Below are 22,044 nucleotides of genomic sequence, written 5' to 3' on the forward strand. Positions count from 1 at the left end.
AGTAGTATAATAATAACATTTTTATGTTATTTAATGGGATTTAAATGAACATTGAATAGATCTTAAACTATCCTGCCTCCTGTTAGGTACTGCAGGCCCGTCGTTTCATCTCAATACTCGCCGGCATACCGCATTACGCTCGGGACGGTTTCTTCGGTTTCAACCGGACCAAGGAGATAGGAGTTTCTTTGCTTCCAGATCCAGCAAGCGTTGATTGTCCATTATTCGTACCAATATCCTTTGATTCCTTTATCCATCCGCACCAGCGCTTCAAGATAGTAATAATCGCCCCAAATCATATAATCGTCGGGAGCCACATTCCCTCGCACATAATAGGAGCCGTGGTTCAGCAGCCCTTCAGCCTCTGGCTCGCCCAACGTGGAATAGTTCCGCACAAGGGAGGTCATGGACAGCTTCAGCTTCTCTTCAAACCCGGCGCGCTGGGGATCTTCCGCATCCATATGCTCCAGCAGCTCAATCAAGCCGGCTGCCACGATGGCAGAGGCCGAGCTGTCCCGGTAGGTCGCTGCATCCACCGGAGCATTGAAGTCCCAATAAGCCACATGATCCTCCGGCAGCTGCTCCAGAAAATAAGCTGCCATGCGCTTGGCCGTATCCAGGTACAGCTTGTCCCCGGTGTATCGGTAAGCAAGCGTAAACCCGTACACGCCCCATGCCTGGCCGCGGGCCCAGGTCGAGCCGTTGGTATAGCCTTGATGCGTTGCTCCGCCGATCGGCACACCCGTTTCCGTATCAAACACGAAGGTATGATAAGAGCTGTCATCCCCCCGAACGAGATAGCGGCAGCTTTGATCCGCCTGCCGAATAGCGACTTGCCGGTAACGCTCATCCCCGGTTTGCTCGTAAGCCCAGAACAGGAGCGGCAGATTCAGGAGACAATCGATAATCATGCGCCCTGCATGCTGCGAGTCGTCCGGCAAGCCCCATGCCTGGATGTATTGCCCCTTTTCTCTCCAGCGGCGCAACAGCACATCGGCCGCCTGCAGCGTCAGCTGCCGGGCCTCCTCGTCGCGCTCCACGATCCACTGTGCCTTGGAGGACAGTGAATAAAGAAAGCCGATATCGTGATGGTCAAGCACGATGTGCTGCTCCATCCGTCGTTTGAAGCTTTGCACCGTGCGGCGTGCAGCTTCGCGGTAAGCCTCGTCGCCGGAATGCTGATAGCCCAGCCAGAGCATGCCGCTCCAGAAGCCGTTTGTCCAATCCTCATTGTTGTTTAACTCATATTTTCCATTGACGCTGACATGCGGGAAGCGATCTCCGAAACGCTCCACGTTGTTTTTGATTTTGATCAATGCATCCTCAATTGCCTGTTTCCACACGTCCTTACTCCCTTTCCATCTATCCATTCATCTGATTCAGCATACGGCTCAAAATGGCAGCTGCCTCAGCGCGGGTGACGATCGCTTGCGGGTTGAATTGCTGCTGGCGATCTCCCTGCATGATGCCGCTCTTCACGATTGCGGCGGCCTCCTTCTCGCCCCACTTCGCGATCTCTTCCCGGTCTGCAAAACGATCCAGCACCGACGGCTCAGCGTCTTTGCTCCAGCCCGGCTGAGTCTGATTCATAATGCGGGCGGCCATAACCGCCAATTCCTGGCGCGTGATGAAATCCTTCGGCCGGAAAGCCCCATCTTGATACCCTGACATCATTCCGGCTGCATTTACCTGGAGCACCGCATGCTCATACCATTTCCCCTGAATGTCGGTTGCATCTTTGAAGGGGAGGGATGCCCCTTTCGCGTTCAAATCCAGCATGCGGGCGATCAATGCCGCCATTTCCGCTCGCGCCAGACCGGCATTCGGCTCAAACTGCTCAGCCGTCCTGCCCTGCATAATCAGCTGCGAGGCAAGATATTCCACATCCTGTTTTGCCCAGTGCTGCTCCATGTCCGGAAACGTCTTCTCGTATTGTATAACGAGGTACGTCTCGCCCGGCAAGCCCTGGAAGCTGGCTTCGGCCCTGTTGTCCGTTGCCTTCCATTGCGCCAGCACAGGCACCAGCGCACCGCGCTCCTTGTCATAGCGGACAAGTGCCAGTTGCGCACGCTTTCCGGCTGTATCGGCACTCAAATTCATGGCCAGCTTGCCAGTATCCAGCGGCTGGGCCTGTGCACCCGGCTGCGCCACACCTTCAGCGACAGCTCGGCCGGCGACACGGATCAGCGCTGCACCCAATTGGTGCAGCTGATCCTCGACTGCGGCAGCCGTCACTTCAGAGGGAGCTGCAAGCCCAAGTGTCACGGACTGGCCGCCTTGAAGCTGAGCCAGCTTATCGAGAGGGAGCTTGAAGGACAGACCCTCCCCTTCCACCTCGAGCGTAGCGCCGCGATTCCATGCCAGCAGGCCGGATACAGCCGCCGGTGTCAGGCGGAGCTGTGATGTCTCGCCGGCCGCCGCAACGCGGATATGGCCGTCAGCTAACTGCTTCTCTGTGCTTTCTATCGCAACGTTATCGCCAAGCAATTCTTGCACCTTAACCGCATGGGAACCTGAAGAAGGCTGCGGTACCGGATTTGGTGAAGGCGTTGGTGCTGGCCCTGAACCCGAGCCCGAGCCTGGGCTCGGGTTTGGGTTTGGGTTCGGATTTGGCCCCGGACCCGGGTTCGGTTCCGGATTGCCAGCCGCGGCTTCAATCACAATCGTCGCGGATGCCTGGACCCCGCCATCCACAGCGGTAGCCTTCACCTCTACCGTGCCTGGCTGCAAACCCGTTACAACCGCTTGGCCGCCGCTCACTTGCAGTGAAGCCAGGCTTCGATCAGTGGCCGTCATCGACCATACGGTTTGAGCATTCTGCGCGTTCTCTGGCTTCACTGCTGCCGTGAGCGTGACCTGCTCGCCTTGCTTCATCGTGGCGCTTGGCGGCGTAACCGCCACCTCCGTTACAACGATGGCAGGCGCCCCTTTCAATTCAACCTCAAGATAAGGTGCCTGCTGGCCCTGCTCTTTGCTCTTGATTTGCATATTCCAGGCCTTAGCGTTCTGCGGCTGCTCGATCAGGGCCAGGCTCAGCGTTTTATCCCCTGCTGCCTCTGCCCGAACCTGAGCCGTCACATCGAGTTCATGCCAATTCTGCTGCTTGCCGATGGTCATCGAAGCGATGGCCTCTTCATAGCGCGGCTGAGTGCCCCACAGCATCTCCATCTCTTTCCAGCTGTCTTCCTGAACCCGATGGGCACGGATGACAGCTGTCGTCGTATCCGTATTGCCGTTGATCGCTCCGTGCACCTTCAAACGAGCGGACTCCACTTCCCCTGCAATCCCGCTCAGATCAAACTTGAGGAAGGAGCGCTGGGTATAGCCGGCACCGCCTTCGCGGACCTCCAAAACCATTTTGTTCCCCTGATTCGTTCCGGCCAGGCTGCCGTCACGGACGAAGGTATCCTCCGCTACCGGCACGTTGACAACCGCGCCAGCCGCCGGCCCCGAGCCTTCCAGGCTGATCGTTTGATTCGGATCGATCTTCAGAGTGATGGCATGCGTCTTCCCGGCCGTGCCCTGCGTATCGATCGCAAGGCGGGTATAAGGGAATGTCTGCATCACGGTTACACTTGGATCTTGTGACATGACCTCGAAGCCGATCTTGCCGATATCCACCACCACCGTGCCCTGCTTCTGCGTCGGCTCCGCTACCGCTACCGACAGCAGGTCGCCGCTTTCCTTCAGCATCACCGACACCGGTTTATCGGTTTTTACGTGCTGGAAGGCACCGGCCTTCCAGAAGTTCATGCCGGTTACGTTTTGCTTCACTTCCTTAACGGCGTGAACCCGTTCGTTCGCCGCCAGCACCTGAATGTCAGGGTTCACGGCATACGCCGCTGTTTGCTCCGGTGTCTTGCCTGGCAGCAGCACATACTCGTATGACCCTGCTTCAGGCGAGACGCCATGCTCGACAGCCAGGCTCAAATAATTGCGGGTAATGACATCCGTCGGGCCGCTGGTGTGGATATCCCGCCAGGAGCCGCTGCGGGCTTCGCGATTTCCTGCCACTTCTTGCCCGGATGGGAAGACATATCCGATATCCGAGCCCGCTACGTTTCCTTCCAGGTGAGCCCACTTCACATTGGCCATCTTCTCTTGCCAGCCAAGCTGGGACGGCATTTCCCGGCCATCCACGATGAGCCGGTTCGTTCCCGTTTCGGTTAATTGCCGGTTTTCAACGATGGTTTCCGTCAATTTGGCGGAGGTATTGGCAATGTCCGAACCAACGGCCACCATCTCGTCGTCAAACAGGAACCATGATTTCTTGCCCTGCAGCGGGCTTCCCGTGCTGCCGGACAAGGAAAAGTCCATGCCTACGGCACCGTAGTAGTTATCCAGGACCGAGCCGCCGACCCAATCCTTAGGATTCATGTAATAGCCCCATTCCGCCGGGGCCTTATAAGAACCGTCCGTCGTCGTGCCCGCCAGTCGATAGCTGTCAACCGTCGGCCAGTACTGATTGCTGAATTGCTTTAAATCATTGTTGTACAGGCTTGTCTTGCCGATACCGGTATACCAGCCCTTTTTGTTCTCGCCATTGCCGTATTCAAAAGCCGAGATGCGGTCCGAGAACATGCTGATGCCAAGCCCGAACTCCGGCCGGAGCTGCACGGCGCGGTCCATGCCTGCAAACATCTGGGTATGAACCAATTCACCCCGCCGGGCAATGCTCTGATCCTGCATCAGTTTCTTTAACAGGTTCAACTCGTAGAGCGGCAATCCGGCATAATAGTTGTCAAACGTCGTGTCCGTCAGCGCCCATTCCTTCACCATGCTTTTGATTCTTGCCGCCTGATCGGCCGGAGCGGACTCCGCAAGCCGGAGCAGTGTCATGATGATTGTGCGCCCGGTAATATGGTCCGAATCGGCAGCCCGGGATATGCTGCGTCCCTTCACCGAATCCATGATGGCCCCTTTGTAAATTAACGGCTCAAAGGAATCTTCCACCCAGTTGTAAACATTGCCCGCATTCGGATCCGTGATCGGCCATGGGGAGCCTTCGAACAGGAAGAACAAATCCGCCATGCGCCCGAGCAGGACGGCTCCGTAGCCGCCGGTGTAGGCTATATTTTTATGCTGTACAAGAGAACCGTCCTCATAGAGCCCGTCCCCCTGCTTCACGTACAAAAATTCATTATTAATGGCATCTCTGCCTTGGAGCACTTTGGCTTCCTGCTTGCCGACAATGCCCCGCAAGGTCACCACCAAGGCCTTGTCGAGCAGATTCGCACCGGTTTCAACGGCCGCCGAATTGGCTACGCGCTTCTTCGGATCAGGAACGAACCTGTCAATCGCGGCCATATATTGATCCAGCATCGCCGGTGGAATCGCGTCATACATGAGGGACAGGATGTTCATGATCTCCTGGGGCGTGCCGATTTCCCAGTCCCACCAGTTGCCGGTAATATTTTTGCTCGGGTTGTAATGGTGCCGGTACATCCAGTCCATGGCACGCACGATATCCTGCTTCAGCTCTTCGTTTTTATACAGCGAGGAGCCCTCGATGGAATAGGCCAGCGACAGATCGCGGACAATGCCGTAGGCCCACGAAATGCGCCACGAATCGTTTTGGGTTTTGCTGATTACATCCGGCCATAGGGCATCGGGATCAGCGGCCTTGTTCATCGTGTCCCATCTTCCCGTTATCTCCGGATTTGTCATCCGCTTCACCAGTGCCTCCACGTTCGCAGCGACATCGGGATCATTCCGGTCGATGCCGGAGCCGCCGGCCAGCTTGGATGCCCATTTCTGACGGACTAGATCATACGCCTGCAGCTGGGCTTCCGATTCTACGTTGATCCGGCTCAGTGCGGAGTGTTTCCCGTCGCTGGTACGGACTTCAATGTCTGCCGATCCGTGATCGGCTGCGGTGACCAGTCCGTTCTGAACGGAAGCCACTGCGGGATTGGAGGAGCTCCAGACCAGACCGTCAAGCGGCTCGCCTGCCGGTGTGGCAACCGGTGTCAGCTGCAAAGTCTCGCCTTTTTTCATGTTCGCCGATTTCGGAGAAAGATCCAGTGCGGTGATGCCCTTCACTGGAGCCAGGGAGACATCATCCATCCAGACGGTTCCCGTCCCCGCCTCTAGCAGTGCTTCAATTTTGAATCTTGTGATCTGGGCATCGTTAGGTATCTTGATGTTCATTTCATACAGTGTCCAGTCGGTAGTCCCCTTTACAAAAGGAATGCTCGGTCCGTCCTGGATCTTGGCGCCGCTTTCCGCGCAGAACTGTGTACGAATGTACATGCCCTTGCCGGCATCGGCAGGCTGAACATTGTCCGTTTTCAGCCAAACCTGCATCGTATACGATTGCCCCGGCGTGACAGGGGCCAGCGGGCTCAGCGAAACCGATGTTCTCGAGGCCGCATCATGCTTGATCTCTACAGCGCGGGTGCCGGTGAGATAAACGGCCTCCGTGACGGATACCTGTCCGCCGGGCGTCGGCTTCCAGACGCTCCAGCCCTCAGGCTTGCCTCCCGTCCAGTCCGTGTGCGGCGTCAGTCCCCCGTTCTCGAATCCGCCGTTAACGACCAAATTCGCCGTTGAATCAATCTGCGTGCTGGCGTGGGCTTGCCCATTCAACATGGGCAAACCTGCAAAAACCAGCTGAACCGTCATACAGAATACTACTATGATTGATATCTGTTTCTTTTTGATATCCATAAGTGCGCTCCTTTTCGTCTGAAGCTAAGTATAGTAGTGCTAACCTAATTCTGCATGATCCTGAAGCATAACCTGCTGTTGTGAAGTTCCGTGAAGCTCAAATACCATGATTTCGTTATCGCCCGCCCGAAGCAGCGGAGCGGGTACATACAGCGCCTTTTGCGGACCGGCCTCCCAATAGCGTCCCAGGTTGAAGCCGTTCACGTACGCAACGCCTTTGGTCCATCCCTCAAACTTCAGGAAGGTATCGGCAATATCTGCCTCGTCCGCAATATGGAAGCTGCCTTTATAGAAGGCTGGTCCTTCCGCCGGACTACTCGCCTCTGCCGGCTGATCGGCAGCGCGTTCATTCAGCAAGCCGAGATTATCCAGCGGCAGCGTATGGATGGTCCAGTTGAACAAGAACTGGAAGCCCAGTCTGGCGCCCTCGGTGATCCCCTTGTAGTCCCTTAAGTACGGGCAATAGTTGGTCCGGCCCATATTTTCGACCAGAATGCGCAGCTCGGCCCCGCCTTCCGGAACCTCAAACTCGATCGGTTTCGGGTCCCAGCGCTCGATAACCCCCTTGTATTCGCCATTGACGTATACCAGCGCCCGGTCATGCACCTCCTGCAGCTCCAGCGAGCACTGCTTTCTGGGACCGGAAACCTGTGTCGTGTACAGAATAAAGCCGTAATCCTGCCCCAGCTTTTCCATCGGCTCCGGGCAGGTCCGCTGAACAGGCTCGGAGAGCACGTTCAGTACATCAAAGAGCGGGGCCACCGGCTTCAGCTCTACGGAACCGTAGCTTTGCTTACGGACAGGCTCCGGCAGCGACAGCGGCTCCACCTCAAAATACCGCTCGATCGTCTCCTTCACGAGCACATACTTTTCGGTAATATCGCCCCATTCGGTCAGCGGGCTGTCATAGTCGTAGCTGGTCACCGTCGGCTCATAGGTCCCGTGGTTGTTGGCCCCGTTGTAAAACCCGAAGTTCGTGCCGCCATGGAACATGTAGAAATTGACGGAACCGCCGGCCTTCAGCATATCTTCAAACACGTTCGCCGCATCCTGGGCATCGCGCGTATGATGCGGCTTGTTCCAGTGGTCGAACCAGCCGTTCCAGTACTCCATGCACATCAGCGGTTTATCCGGCTGCACCTGCTTGAGGCTTTCGAAGGCTTCCTCCGTCCGCGAACCGAAGTTCACCGTCTCCAGCACGCCTGGAATCATGCCGCCCTGCAGCATGAAATCCTCAGGGCCGTCGGATGTAAACAACAAGACGTCCATCCCGCGGGCAATCATGCCCTCCTTCAAATATTCCAAATATTTAAGGTCATTGCCGTAGCTTCCGTATTCATTCTCCACCTGCATGGCAATGATCGGCCCGCCGTTGGTGCACAGCAGCGGCTTCAGCTTCGGCAGCAGCACATCATAATAAGCATCGACCTTCGCCAGGAATTTCGGGTCGTAGCACCGCAGGCGCATGCTTTCATCCGCCAGCAGCCATGCCGGCATTCCGCCAAACTCCCACTCTGCACAAATATACGGGCTCGGACGGATAATGACATATAGCCCTACCTCCGTTGCTGTCTCTATAAACTTGACGATATCGGCCATCCCGGTGAAATTGAACTGCCCTTCCTTCGGCTCATGCATATTCCAGGCCACGTAGGTTTCCACCGTGTTGAAGCCACAAGCCTTCATTTTGAGCAGGCGGTCCTTCCAATATTCCGGCACGACACGGAAATAATGTATAGCTCCGGACAGCAGCCGGATCGGCTGGCCGTCCATAACGAATTGGTCACCTTGTATCATGAATGATGTCATCGATGTTCGCTCCTTCTGCTCATGATCAGCTGATAGCTTTTGTTCCAAACCGCGCTTATGCGTTCATCATGCTGTCACGAATCATGGTATTGATTTGTTCCCGTTTTTGGATGTACCATTCGGTTTCCCGCGGATAAACACTTAACGTAATTTCTTCCTCGAGCCCTTCTTCAAGCATCGCAACGACCGCTTCTCTCCCCAGCTTCCGCTCCAATAGCTCAAGTGCCCGCAGATCCTGCAGCGCTTCGGTCAGCACTTCCAGCCGGATCGATTCAATCGGCCCTTCCTCGCCGGGATAGACCAGGAACGGATCGCCTGCCGGAAACCCTCCGCCGGCATCGGTCACCTGGAACGGGTTGATTGCATATTTCGAGAATTGTGCGTACCAGAAGTTATATCCCCAATGCAAAAAGCCCTTCAAATTCAGCTTGTACAGCTGCATGCCCAGCACACGGTTGCGCGAGGATGGCATATGGAAGAAACGGTTGGATACGAGCTTATATTGGGCACAGCAGTAGTACGTCCACAGCCCTTCGATCCCGTTGTCCAAAAATGGCTGGATATCATTGCTGGCCGGTATCGGCTGCTCGATCAGCCCGCTCTTGTAGAACTCGAAATCCGACAAAGCGTCGATGATCGGAAAGTCCTTCAGAATCGGCTTCACCAGCTCACTGGCGGCGCGATAAGTGTCCAGATCCTCAGGCTTCGGCTCATCCGACACGTGGAAGAACACCCGGTCCGTCAGCGAGTTGTCCTCGATGAATTGCACCAGCTCCTGCAAAAATGCCGTGACAAAGGCGGTATATTCCGGCTCCCTGGAATCCGTTTCCCATCCGAACAGCCGGATATGCTGGCCGTCCACGTCCACCATAATTTTCGGCGCATGCTTCGCTCCCCACTGCGTAAACAGGTGGGAGAACTCCAAATATTTCACGCCTGTGCGGTTACATACCTCGACCCAGCGCTTCAGCCTTTCAAAAGAGAACCGATAGACTCCCGACTTCCGTTCCACATCCACCAGCTGAACCGTCGGGCGCTCTCCCCCGATTTCGGTGTCCAGCGGCGGGGTAAAGAGCGGGGTCAGAATCATATTCATGCCGTGCTTGACCGCGGTTTCAATATACTGCTCAATCAGCTCCCAATGCCGTTCGCTGAATACGCCCGTCTTATAATAGGTCGACAAGCAATCCACATGGAACCACTCGGTGTGCAGCAGTCTCTGTTCCGGAAGCTCCGCTGCGATGACTTCCAGCTTGAACGTTTCTTCACCCAACACATTCCCCTGGCCGTCGCTGATTTTGACGGCAATATCGTATGAGCCTGCCGCTACTTGCTCAGGCACCTCCACGGCGACCCAAAGAGCACGCCACTGGTGCGGGTAACCCGTCAATCCGCGCGCAGCATCCAGCGGAAAAAGCGGGTCAGGGTACAATCCCGGGGTGGAACGCAGCACAAATTCATCCGCATCGGCATAGTTGACAAAGTTCGCAGGGGATAATTCCACGGTACGAATGGACAGGTCTGGCAGCAGCTCGGACTCCGCTTGAACCTGCAGCGATCTCATGTGCACCTTGGAACGATAGGCTACCTGAAAAGAATAGGTTTCGCCACGCAATGCAGAGCCCGATGCATGAACGGGCGCATGCAGCTCCTCATCCGCAAACACTTTGACCAGCGAGCTGACCAGTTTCGTTTCCATCTGGTCTGCCGTATAGTTTGTTTCCACTTGATCTCCTCCTCGAGCGGTATAATAAAAAAACCCGGCAAACTCGAGCGTGCTATTCGAATTTGCCGGGGTGCTTCAGATCGTTATTTCTTTACTTGGCTTTGTAGCTGTCTGTTGTATCTTTCAGATGCTGCTGGAAGCTTACATCTGCTTTCAAACCGTTAATGAAGCTATCCCAATCCGCCATGCTGGATTTGCCGATCAGCACGTTCGTGAACATATCCACGAATTTTTTCTGCCAGTCGCCGCCCTTTTCCATCCAAGCCTGAGTCACAGGCAAGCCTGCAGCAGGGTTAGCCACGGAGGAATTGGTCATGGCATCGATCAGCTTGTAGTTGTAATCCTTCACGTCAGCCGGCATATCCGGTGCTTCCGCACGCTGATACTTGTTGAAATAGCCGGAGATCCATTGTGCAGTCGTAGCCGTTCCGTATGCTTTGTTTTTGCCTTCTTCGGTCTGTACGATGGAGCCGTCCTCAGAAATCGTGTAGTCCACGTCCTTGACGCCGTAAGTAACCAGATTGTAGCCGTCTACAGAAGCGGTTTTGTCGTAAACCTCAAGAATTTTCTTCAGCTTCGCTTCATCAACCGTCAATTTACTGATCAGGAATACGCCATAAGAGCCGTACGCTTGCTCATAATATTTGTTGCCGTCCGGAGCGCTCGGAATTTCGTATGCTTTCAACTCGGCTTTCGCGTTGACCTTCTTCAATTCCTGGCCAAACATAAACGCTTCATTGACGTTGGCAATCGCCATGCCCGCTTTGCCCTGGATCAGCATTTCTTTAACCTGGCTGGACTTCATGACTGGCAGGTCCGGCGAGATCAAGCCGTCCACGTAAGCTTTGTTCCAGAACTCAAGTGCCGTTTTGGCTTCCTCTGTCATCCAGTATGGAAGAAGCGAACCGTCAGCCTGCTCTTTCCATGTTGTTCCTGCACCGAACATCGACATCAGGTAAGAGCTTACACTTGCTTGTGAAAGACCATAGGTGTCGTTCTGTCCATTCTGGTCCGGATCATTTTTTGTAAAGGCTTCCAATACTTTGTAGAGCTCATCCATCGTTGTTGGAGCTTCCATGCCAACCTGCTTCAGCCAATCCTCGCGAATGATGAGGGATTCATGGCCGTCCAATGGGCGAACACGTGGAATGCCGTAGGTTTTGCCCTGGAATTTCGTATTTTCATACGCATTTTCCGGGTAAGCGGCCAGGTTCGGATAGTCCTTGATATATGGTGTCAGGTCCCAGAACGCTCCCTGCTCGGTGGCCGTAGAGAATGCAGGATCGTTAATGTCCTCAATTAAGATTACGTCCGGCAGGCTCTTGGAAGCCAGCAATGCATTAACTTTTTCTTTGTAGCTGTTGATTGGATAGAAATCGATATCGAGCTTCACGTTCAGCTCCTCGTTCAGCTGCTTGATGCTGTCCAGATCATTGCTTGGCGATTCACCGTAGGTCATCGTGCCGATGGTGATCTCCGCAGGTTTGTCGCCTCCAGCTGCTCCGGTATCCGCAGTGCCTGTAGCCTCTCCCCCCTTGGAGCAACCAACCAGGGTTAGTGTGAGTGTTAGTGCAAATAACATGGTGACCCAGCTTCGTTTTTTCATTCGTAAAGACCCTCCCTTTATAAGTATGAAGCTATAGTAAGGGGGATTCCGGAAGGTTTAACCCTTCACGGAACCCACCAGCATACCCTTGACAAAGTACTTCTGCAAGAACGGATAAACCATGATGATCGGCAATGATGCCACTACGACGGCTGCCATCTTGATCGTCTCCGGCGGAAGCATCTGCTCGCTTTGCAGGATCGCCGCAATGGACGGATCGGCCACGTTGGTGGACGCGGAGATGAGCATCATCTGGAGCACGACCTGCATCGGACGAAGCTCCTCAGAGTTAATGTACAGGACCCCGTTAAAATATGTGTTCCAGAAGCCGACGGCAAAGAACAGGCCGAAAGCTGCGATGGCCGGCAGCGAGATCGGAAACATAATTCTGAAGAACACCCCGATATCGTTCGAGCCGTCGATTTTTGCCGCTTCCTCCAGCTCGTCCGGCAGCTCCTGATAAAAGTTCTTCATCAGGAACACATACCAGGCACTGGTGATGGCCGGCAGAATGAGGGACCAGATCGAATCAATCAGCCCCATGCTCTCCACCAGCAAGAAGTTCGGAATCATGCCGGGGTTGAACAGCATCGTCATCAGAATGGCCAGTAGGAAAAACTTCTTCCCGAAAAACCGTTTGCGTGACAGCGCATAGGAGAGCGCACTCGTAACGATGATACTGAGAGCCGAACCCACGATAGCCAGAAAAGCACTGACGCCCAGGGAACGCAAGAACATCTCCGTCGACAAAATGTACTTGTAGGAGCTGATGCTCCATTTTTCCGGAATAATAATCAGTGATTTGCTCAAATATTCCGTCGGATCGGTAAACGAGACAATCACGACATATAGGAATGGGAGCAAGGTAACTAAACCGACAATCGCCAATACCGTATAGATGACTGCGTTGGTGAATTTATATCCAAAGGTTTTCTGCATTTAGTAAAGACCCTCCTCGCCGAATTTTTTAGCCAGGCGATTGGCCATCACAACAAGCAGGAGACCGACAACCGATTTGAATATACCTACTACTGTTGCATAACTGAACCGTCCGTTCTGAATCCCTGTCCGGTACACATACGTATCGAATACATCCGCTACGTGAGAAACCGGCGAGCTCATCATCAGGTACACTTGCTCAAACCCGACTTCCATGACCTGCCCAAGTCTCAGAATCAGCAGGACGATAATCGTGCTTTTGATCCCCGGCAATGTGATGTTAATCATCTGCTTCCAGCGGTTGGCTCCATCAATTTGGGCCGCCTCATACAGATCTTGGTTGATCCCTGCGAGCGCTGCCAGGAAGATGATGGTGCCCCAGCCGGCTTCCTTCCAGATGCTCTGAGCCGTGAGCAGGCCCCAGAAATAGTTTGGCTCAGTCAAAAATCCGATTGACTTACCACCAAACGACACAATAATCTCGTTGATTATACCGTCATGGCCAAGGATAATAAAACAAATCCCCGCAATGATAACCCATGACAAGAAATGGGGTAAGTAAACAATGGTCTGTATCGACTTCTTAAACTTCAGGCTCCGCACTTCATTGATGAGCAACGACAGCACGATCGGAATCGGGAAGAAGAAGAAAATGTTCATCAGGCTGATTGCCATCGTATTTCGGAATAGAAGCAAAAAGTCCGGATTCGTAAAGAAATCAATGAAATGTTTCAGACCGACCCATTCACTGTCCCAAAACCCCAAATATGGAGAATAGTTTTGGAAGGCGAGCGCCAGTCCCCAAATCGGAAAATACTTAAATATAAGGAAAAAGAGCAATCCCGGCAGTGCAAGCAAATACAAATATTTCTCCCGGGCGAACACGACTTTAAATCGTTCCAGCTTTGATGCCTTTTTTCCTTTTTGTTCCCTCTCACTACCAGATGCCAAAGTCGATTGTTGGATATTGGATTGCGACAAGGTAACCACCACCTCCTGCATGTTCATGAAGCTTCACTTGCGTTTGTCGTTTCATGTCTGCATCTTAGCAAGCCGGTGAGCTGCCCGACAATGACCAATTCTTTTGACGTTATCCCTTCCCGAGCAATTTTTGTGAATCCCTTGATACATCAGCCTTTTCTGGATGTTACTGCTCAATATTTAACTCTCCGGTATGGGGCTAATTAAAAAAAGCGCCTTGCCCTTTTATGCAAAAAAACTTGCAAAAACGGGGAGGTGCAGCCATTCCCGTCTTTTGCAAGTCCTTTGCAGCATCATCGTTATTTTTTGTGCATATCCCGATATTGGCCTGGGGGCAGCCCGGTTTGTTTTTTGAACACCCGAATGAAGTTTTTAGGATTATAGCCGACCCGTTCGGCAATTTCATTCACCAGCAGGTCCGTCGTCACGAGCAGTTCCATCGCTTTGCCTACCCGAACTTGTGTCAAATACTCAATGAAGGAAATATCCATCACTTTTTTGAACAGCTTGCTGAGGTACGGAGGGCTTAAACTGCAAATCTGCGCACACTGGTCCAATGAGATGTCCAGATGGTAGTGCTCGGCAATGTACTGGGTTACTTTTTGAATCAAATGCTCGTACTCCTGGTTCTTTTTATTGCTCAGCGACAAAATGATCGGCTCTACAATTTCATGCTTGAACCAGTCGTCCAGCTCTTGTATGGTGGAGCACCTTCTCATCTCGCTGTACAGATCCACGGCAGGCCGTCCAAGCACAAGCTCGGAATCAACCTCCATTAAATATGCGGTCCGAAGCGTCGTTGACAGCAGCTGGTCATAGGACATCAGAATCAGCTCCGGATTATGGACCACAGACCGCACTTTATCGGAAAATGCCTGCAGCATGCGTTCCGCCTCGTCAAAATTGCCGACCTGAAGCGAATCGGTGAAATGAGCCTCCAGCTCACTCGGATAGCGGTAGTTCAAGGAGTTGGTCAGGCCCTTGCTCTCAATAATCTGGTTGCCGCCATGGATCATCCGTGAGTGAATGGCAAGCTGGGCCTCACGGTATAAATCCGGGACTTCCTCCACCCGGTCCGCCCTTCTGCTCAAACCAACGGTCACAGGTGAATGAAGATAATGGGCAATTTGCTGACGCACCTCCTCCGCAGCCGCGCGCAAGGTCCCTTCCCACGCTGCCGTCTCCGGCTCCTCGGTCCAGCACCAGACGACCACCTGATCGTTCAACGCATTGATGACAATGCCCTGAAGCTGACGCTGCTCCAACAGCTCGGCTGCTATATTCTTCATAATAAACAGGATCAGATCCTTATCGGACTCTTGGAATTTGGCCTCTTCCGCAAACTGATCGCAGGCAATGATAAAGACAACCGCCGACTGCAGCTCCGGGATGCTGTATCTGCACAGCAGCGCAACCAGCTGCTCGTGACGGTCATGGCTGAACTGCCCCTCCATCAGGCGAAGGGCAAAAATTTCACGGATAATGGGCAGCTGCTCATTCAGCTGTCCTTCCAGTTTCGTCGCCTTGCTGTTAATCTCGGTCCAGCGCTGATTGACATAGCTGATCTCATCCATGCCCATATCGTCCGCTTGGCTGCCGCTGACCTGATACACCAGCTTTTTGATCGGGCGATAGGCCCTTTTGGCTCCGAGCCATGCAAGGACGATTCCTGCAACGATAACGGCGACGACCAGAACGAGGGTCATGCCGGCGATCCAACGGGAGCTGCTGTATAGCTCGTCCGTCGGAATCATGTTGATGTACAGCAGATTGTACACAGGGGAAAGCTTCGTTGTCACGAGGTATTCCTTCCCCTCCAAATGGTACGTGAATTTATGATGCTTCGTATTTGTAATCGTTATCATTTCGTATAGCTCTGGCGGTACCGAGGCGTCGTTCATATGAAAGACCAGCTCGCCCTTATCGTTCAGCACGTACATCCGCTCATTGGCATATTTGACAAAGGGCTTGGCTAAAGCCTCAAACATCCGGTTGTCCATCGTAATCTGGATAAAACCGATCGGGTCATTTGTATGCAGCGGAACGGCACTGACAATCGTTATGCCGTTGGCGTCTGTCCCATTGACCGAAAATCCGGCCTTCCAATACAATTGCTGTTTGTTGTTCAGCATCTGGTGGGCCGCCTCGATTTGTTCCTCAGCCACCACCTTGTGCCCGCCGTATGTAGCCGATATAAAATAGTTCTCGTCGAGCGTGTACAGTGAAATATCCTTGATCTGGGGATTCCCGTTTTTAAATGCCGCCAGATTTTGATATACGTTCGCATAGAAGCCCGCGTAGTTGTTATTCTTCTGCTCTCTGAAATCGGAGGTGAAGAAGCTCCCCATCTGCATCTGGATCAAATTGTTCTGGATACGATCAAGTCCCGAGTCGATCGTCTGTGAGGTGTAGCTCAAAATTTGCGAAACATTCTGACTGGCGTCACGTTCCACCATCTTCGTTGTCATGACGTAGCTGGATATCCCCAGAATCATAACCGGAATAATCGATGACAGCAAAGCAATCCATATCATTTTCCGGTAGAAGGATGGTTTGCTCATAAACCACCTGGTCCGGGTTATCTGATGATCATCTTTAATCTTCATGTTAAAGGCTCCTCGCAATCTAAGCTTCCAATGGAATAGTCATTTCTATAATTACATCATGATGATGCCTTCGATGATCAGCCTGACATTCATGAGGTTGTTCAAATACATGACAGTCATGGGGAAGGCGTTTCCATACGGACGCTCGCTTAAAAAGACCCTCTCAGCACCGCATTGCCGAAGCTTGTGAAAGCAGTATGCTAACAGGTTCTCTGCCTGTCTTGTATCGGCTGAATCGTGTGTCCATCACGCGTCCGGTTACTCCAACTTTAGTTGCATATAAAGCTATTATAGCAATGAGTCCACATAATTCGACAACTTATTTTTTATGTGATGGATTGTAAAACTAAGTGCGACAGCTCTTCCATGAAGGCTTCGTGAGCAGACTTCCAGCCCAGATATTTAGGGGGCGGGTTAATGATAAGGCTTACAGCGTGGGCTAATACCTCTTCCGTCACATCAGCAAAGTTCATGACCTTTTTGGCCCCCCCCCCCCAAAGAAGGCCATTGCCGTTATCATTGGAGCGCGCTGCCAGGACGAATAAGGGTCTGCGAAGTACACCTGTACTTCGTGTAAGTATTTCCAAGTTGGCAATGCAAGCGAACTCTTTTCCCCGGGTCTGCGGTTGCCGTCTGAAAGGCTATGTTGGGATACTGACTCGCTAGAACACCGAATGCCACTTCCTTAGGGTGAGCCGTGCGATCTGGCATTTTGCTGGCGATATTCATCCGAGTTTTGCGTTCCACAAAGGTGGCTGCGCAGGCTTTGCTTTTGCCACGACTGGACACCACCGTATCCAGTTCCCAATGCCCAAGGTCTTTAGCGAATAGGCTTGCCGACCCGGAAACGTCCGCGCGTTTCTGTGGATTTACGACGCTTTCCTTTATGGTGTAAGACATGAACTTCTCCGGCTGTTAGACGTCCTGCATAAATCCAGTTGTAGATCGTCTTTAAGCAAATCCGATATTTCCCCTGAGCACTGAACTTTTCCGCAATCTGCTCAGGAGACAGGTTAGTTGCAACTTCTCTTCGATCTCTTCAGCCAGTTCTGGAGTGTACTTTCCTGTTGGGGCAGAGGCTGTCCTCCGCTCCTGATAAGCTGCTTGAGCCGTCTGTGCCGTATTTGACGGGATCTGAGTCCCTAAGCCACCCTCGTTCTCCCAGCTACCACCATCGTATAATGGCTACAAAAATAGGCCAACCAGAAATCTCTGGCTGACCTAATAATACGAAGCCATATATCATCCGACTTACGAAGAATCATGTTCTTGTCGACCGCCAAAATATATTCCAACTTAATATACATTTGCCGTCTTCGTAAACAACATAGAAAGGGGGAGAGGCTTGCTCCCACCCCGACATATTATCCATAATGAGCTCAGTGTCCGTCGTACATTGTTCATCACATTAATCATAAACAACACAATGCTCAGGGCAACAATTATCGAACCAATCGGAACTAAGAATTCCAACCACCGTATAAAAAACTGTTGACAACGAAACAAGGGCAGCCATATAATAACAACAAATGTTGACCGACTCGGTCGGTCTAAAATTAGGAGTGGGATATCATGACAACCTATTTTAATAAAGGTATGGCCATCGTCATTGGTGGAGGTATGGGAGGATTAATGACTGCACGTGTACTCTCCGATCATTACGACGAGGTACTAATTGTTGAGAAAGATGAATTTCCATCAAGGCCAGACGTCCGTTCTGGGACTCCACAGGCATTTCATCCGCATCGCTTCACCACGCGTGGGAAAACGATCACTGAACGGCTCTTTCCGGGATTTGAGCAAGACTTAGTGGAGCAAGGTACCCCTTCTTCTCTGAACAAAGAGGTTTATTTCATGAACCAGCACGGGAGTTTAAAAATGAAGTATGACCGAAACGATCTTAAATTCAGTCGGGCTGTTCTGGAGTGGGTCATCCGCCAACGAGTTAAGGCTATTCCAAACGTGCGCTTCCTATCCAAGCACAATGTGATCGGGCTGTTAACGACCCCTGATCGGACAGCTGTTACTGGCGTTCAAGTTAGAGGTCGCGAACAATCCAAGCACGAGGAAGCCCTGACAGCAGATCTGGTTATTGATACGAGCGGACGTTCCTCGAAACTTTCGGGATGGCTTAAGGATTTGAATTACGAGGTTCCCGAACCAGATCTGCTGAAAGTTTCCCTTGGGTACAGTACCCGACGTTATAAAGTGCCTTCTCATTTGACTCATTTGATTGATAAATGGGATGTCATCAATCTCCAGGGTCAGCCTGACAGCGGCACTTACACGGGCGTATTCTCCTTTATCGAAAACCAGACTGCCGAAGTGTTGCTTTACCGTCCAGGAGGGAAATACCCTCCAACGGATGCAGCCGAATTCGAACTGGCCTTGGAGCAACTTCCAAGTCCGATCATATCGGAAATCGTACACGACTTTGATCCGATCACCTCTCCCAGAGGGTTCCGTGTTCCAGAGTTGTACTGCCATCGTTACGAACAGATGTCCCGTTGGCCTTCAGGCTTACTAGTTTTGGGAGATGCTTACTGTATCTACGATCCCATCTTCGGCCAAGGTATGACCGTGGTTGCGATGGCGGCCGAAATACTGGGGGCTTGTTTGTTAGAGCGACGTGGGGAGGACCGGTTTGATTGGGAGCAAGGCGTGCTTCGTCGAATTAAAGAAGCAATTGAGCCGGCCTTCTGGCTGAACTGTACGGCTGATCTACGGTGGGAAGGCGTCGAATATAAAGGTACGGATTCGAGCTTGGGGAATGCCTTCAGCCGGGAATATATGGAGCATTTTCTCAAGCAAGCTACAAGCAAGCCTGATTGGCATCTTTATGGGCTCTACTGGGCTGTGAATACGTTATCTATATCACCCCGTCATATCTTCAACCCACAGACGGCGGTCCAAGTACTGTCCTCTTCGAATGAAGGCATGCGCCTACTCTCTATGATTAAGGTGGAAGACGAACGACCCGTCGAGGCGATTTTGGAAGAGATGCTACCGCGATTCTCGGAAACGCCGTATGAGCAGTAAAGCAATAGCGATTATAAAGATCTTTTTGATATACTGTTAAATAACTATATTGACTTACAGAGGAGCGCTCAATATTGGCAACATTAAACGACGATCAATTGCATCGAATACGCGATGAACGAAAAGAGCAAATTAATGCGGCGGCCATCCAGGTTTTTGCCCGTAAAGGTATCATAAATGCAAAGATGAGCATGATAGCGGAAACCGCAGGCATCAGCAAAGGACTGCTGTATCATTATTTCAAATCGAAAGACGAATTGTTCGTGTCGCTCGTTGAAGAGGCAATGGCTGAAACAGAGGCGGCCATACGAAGCGTATATGAACTGCCAGGTACACCGGTCGAAAAAATCAGGGCGTTGACAAAGGAAATCCTCGACGAAAACGGTGCTCCATACTTTATGCTTATCCACCAAGCGCGTACGTCAGACGGTGTGCCTGAGAAGGTGAAGCAGCTTCTTGAACAGTATTCGATGGATAGTTTTATTGATGTACTGCTTCCTTTATTTCAAGAAGGTCAGCAAATCGAAGAATTGGTAGAAGGTGATCCCAGAGAGCTTATCGCTAGTTATCTGTCAATCCTTTCTGGTATCATGGTCATCAATTCGAACGGGATTGATGACTACCGAATTCCGAAGGTGGATATGTTACTGCGGTTAATTACCCCCTTTTAGGTGTTATGCAGTAAAATAAAGTGGTAATTAAATCAAATCCATCCTTAACCAATATGCCAGATTGATATCCGTTTATTTCTCGAAACACTCTTATTGTAGAGACATTTAGTAATATACGGAAGAGTACACTATTCCTCATGACTAAAAGCCCACTTCAGACTTAGCCAGCGTAGTTCCACTTTAACTCTCCTTACGGAGATAAGCGACGTCCAATGGGGAGAATTGTACTCAATAAAGAGTATAGCCGTTAAGAAATGATTATACATTCACTAAACGAGAAAAAGAGCCCAGTGGCAAAGTGCCAACTGAGCTCTTTTTGCGGTGTTACTGATTGCTCCATAGCGTGGTCGTTATTGGCTCAATCCTATTTTTAACAAAATAATAAAAAGCTGGTTTCATTATATCCAGATAAGTTCTGTAATGACAGGGTAATGATCGGATGCATTCGAAATTAGTATCCATGGATCGTCCATTTCCATATTAAAATCTCCTGCAATGATTGCGGGTCCATTCAAATTTTTGGATTCCATATGGAGTTGTCTTAAAAAAACCTTCCAATAGATCTTCCTATGTATGTTGCATTTTCCTGATGTCCCTTTACATACTCAGGTGTAATTCGATAGCCAGGTACATATTTTTAACTACGAAATTCTTGGTTGGAGAAATATATAAACATTCTGGCTTCTGTGTTCCCTAATCTACGAATTAGCTTCTGTCTTACACCATAAGGATCTAACTGATGCCCATTACGATAGAAAGAAAATAACCGATTTTTTGTCTAAGACTAAAATATCTTTTTTACAACCTGTGGTTATGAACTCAAATGTTTGATAATGTAATTCTCCCATTTCAGCTTTCACAAGATCCAGCTTTCTAGACTTAGATAAATTCAAATTGTTCAGGAGCTTTTGGTTTTTAGTTGTCCAGTTACTTTTTTCATCTGTCGGTTGAGCTAAGCTTTGGCAGGTTCGTAGGTTACCAAGAGGGAACCATCTGTAAGTATTTTGACGTCCACGAGATGGAAGTCCTTCCGCTCCTTAAGATTGTCAAATAAATGCTCGCCTACGTTGACCACCACCGGGTGCACGAGTACCTGATATTCGTCAATAAGATTTGCGTTTGCAAGTGATCTCACGAGCGTTGGACTACCGAAAATAATAATATCGCCGCCGTTACCTTGTTTTAGATCCTTAATTTGCTCTTCTATATTACTGCCGGTCAATTGTTTTGGAGCTTCAAAAACTCCCCATTTTAGCTCGTCGAGGGGATGGTTGCCGGTTACAACTAGTTTGTGGGCGTTGTTTATCTTTTCACCCAGGCGTGAACCTACATCGCTTACGTTTATTGGCCATTCTTTAATATACGGCCACTTTCTAGAGAGGTCTTCGTAGGTTCCGCGGCCAAGCAAAATGGTATCAGCTGTATCGAACCTATTTAATAGATACTCAGACCCCATGGCGGCGTCAGTTGTCCAAACCATGTAGTTAGTTTTGTCCTCGCGTGGGTCGCCAGTGACAACTCCATTAAAAGTACTGTGAATGAATAGAATGATTTTACGCATTAACAATCGTCCTTTCTAATTGGATTTTAGAATTGGATAAATTCATAATACCATTGATATGGCAACCGCCTGGTATAATACGACGATCGGCGATGGGGTTACCCTGGACAGTGCTTCATAAATGGCAGAAATACGGATCCAATCGGTCTCAGCTGCAGTATTAGTCCGCATGACAAGCAGAAAAATTGCAGCCTGCAACGCGTATGGACCGAGTCCTGGCTGCGTTTAAATGCGGCTAATCCACGACGGATCAGCAATATATCCCACTTTGCCCGATTTTGGTCCATCAAAGTATGAATTCACCTGTAGCGCTAACCCGAGTTTTAAGACGAGAAGATTGAATCTCCATTAAGGCAACCAATCGTTCTAGGGCAATTACCAAAGCATCGTGGGCAAGATCCTCTGCAACACCGACGTCCCGTAGCATTCGGGTTAAA

11 protein-coding genes and 2 pseudogenes are annotated in these 22,044 nt (G+C 51.2%); 2 read left to right on the forward strand and 11 right to left on the reverse strand.

Annotated elements, in window-relative coordinates:
- Positions 1–221 precede the first annotated feature (221 nt).
- From M4D81_RS29670 to M4D81_RS34995, 9 genes and pseudogenes are all read right to left on the reverse strand, one after another.
- On the reverse strand, positions 222–1,343 hold the full coding sequence (locus tag M4D81_RS29670) for a glycoside hydrolase family 88 protein (protein ID WP_260069093.1): 1,122 nt from the start codon (positions 1,341–1,343) through the stop codon (positions 222–224).
- Positions 1,344–1,362: 19 nt separating this feature from the next.
- Positions 1,363–6,669, reverse strand: coding sequence for a polysaccharide lyase family 8 super-sandwich domain-containing protein (locus M4D81_RS29675; protein WP_260069094.1), 5,307 nt, complete (start codon positions 6,667–6,669; stop codon positions 1,363–1,365).
- A 39-nt stretch (positions 6,670–6,708) separates the two neighbouring features.
- Positions 6,709–8,478: a glycoside hydrolase family 35 protein gene (locus M4D81_RS29680; RefSeq protein WP_260069095.1), complete on the reverse strand. Its 1,770-nt coding sequence runs from the start codon at positions 8,476–8,478 to the stop codon at positions 6,709–6,711.
- A gap of 55 nt (positions 8,479–8,533) precedes the next feature.
- A complete protein-coding gene (locus M4D81_RS29685; RefSeq protein ID WP_260069122.1) occupies positions 8,534–10,177 on the reverse strand; it encodes a DUF4091 domain-containing protein in 1,644 nt (547 codons plus the stop codon).
- 118 nt (positions 10,178–10,295) lie between these two features.
- Positions 10,296–11,810 (reverse strand): extracellular solute-binding protein, encoded by a 1,515-nt coding sequence (locus tag M4D81_RS29690; RefSeq protein ID WP_260069096.1) that lies wholly within the window; start codon positions 11,808–11,810, stop codon positions 10,296–10,298.
- Positions 11,811–11,867: 57 nt separating this feature from the next.
- Positions 11,868–12,749, reverse strand: a complete 882-nt coding sequence (locus M4D81_RS29695; protein ID WP_260069097.1) for a carbohydrate ABC transporter permease — start codon at positions 12,747–12,749, stop codon at positions 11,868–11,870.
- Positions 12,750–13,757 (reverse strand): ABC transporter permease, encoded by a 1,008-nt coding sequence (locus tag M4D81_RS29700; RefSeq protein WP_260069098.1) that lies wholly within the window; start codon positions 13,755–13,757, stop codon positions 12,750–12,752.
- 272 nt (positions 13,758–14,029) lie between these two features.
- On the reverse strand, positions 14,030–16,336 hold the full coding sequence (locus tag M4D81_RS29705; RefSeq protein ID WP_260069099.1) for a helix-turn-helix domain-containing protein: 2,307 nt from the start codon (positions 16,334–16,336) through the stop codon (positions 14,030–14,032).
- A 326-nt stretch (positions 16,337–16,662) separates the two neighbouring features.
- Positions 16,663–17,455, reverse strand: a pseudogene (locus M4D81_RS34995) (IS30 family transposase); the annotation flags it as partial.
- A 453-nt stretch (positions 17,456–17,908) separates the two neighbouring features.
- On the opposite strand from M4D81_RS34995, the gene M4D81_RS29720 reads away from it, so the two are divergent.
- Both M4D81_RS29720 and M4D81_RS29725 read left to right on the forward strand, forming a co-directional pair.
- Positions 17,909–19,375: an FAD-dependent oxidoreductase gene (locus M4D81_RS29720; protein WP_260069102.1), complete on the forward strand. Its 1,467-nt coding sequence runs from the start codon at positions 17,909–17,911 to the stop codon at positions 19,373–19,375.
- A 74-nt stretch (positions 19,376–19,449) separates the two neighbouring features.
- Positions 19,450–20,046: a TetR/AcrR family transcriptional regulator gene (locus tag M4D81_RS29725; protein WP_260069103.1), complete on the forward strand. Its 597-nt coding sequence runs from the start codon at positions 19,450–19,452 to the stop codon at positions 20,044–20,046.
- A 952-nt stretch (positions 20,047–20,998) separates the two neighbouring features.
- On the opposite strand, the gene M4D81_RS29730 is transcribed toward M4D81_RS29725, so the two are convergent.
- A complete protein-coding gene (locus tag M4D81_RS29730) occupies positions 20,999–21,607 on the reverse strand; it encodes a dihydrofolate reductase family protein (protein WP_260069104.1) in 609 nt (202 codons plus the stop codon).
- Between the two features lie 51 nt (positions 21,608–21,658).
- A pseudogene (locus M4D81_RS34905) lies at positions 21,659–22,043 on the reverse strand (DUF6596 domain-containing protein); the annotation flags it as partial.
- Between the last annotated feature and the right edge of the window lies 1 nt (position 22,044).

Source organism: Paenibacillus sp. p3-SID867 (genome assembly GCF_025142895.1).
Classification (GTDB): Bacteria; Bacillota; Bacilli; order Paenibacillales; family Paenibacillaceae; genus Paenibacillus_AQ.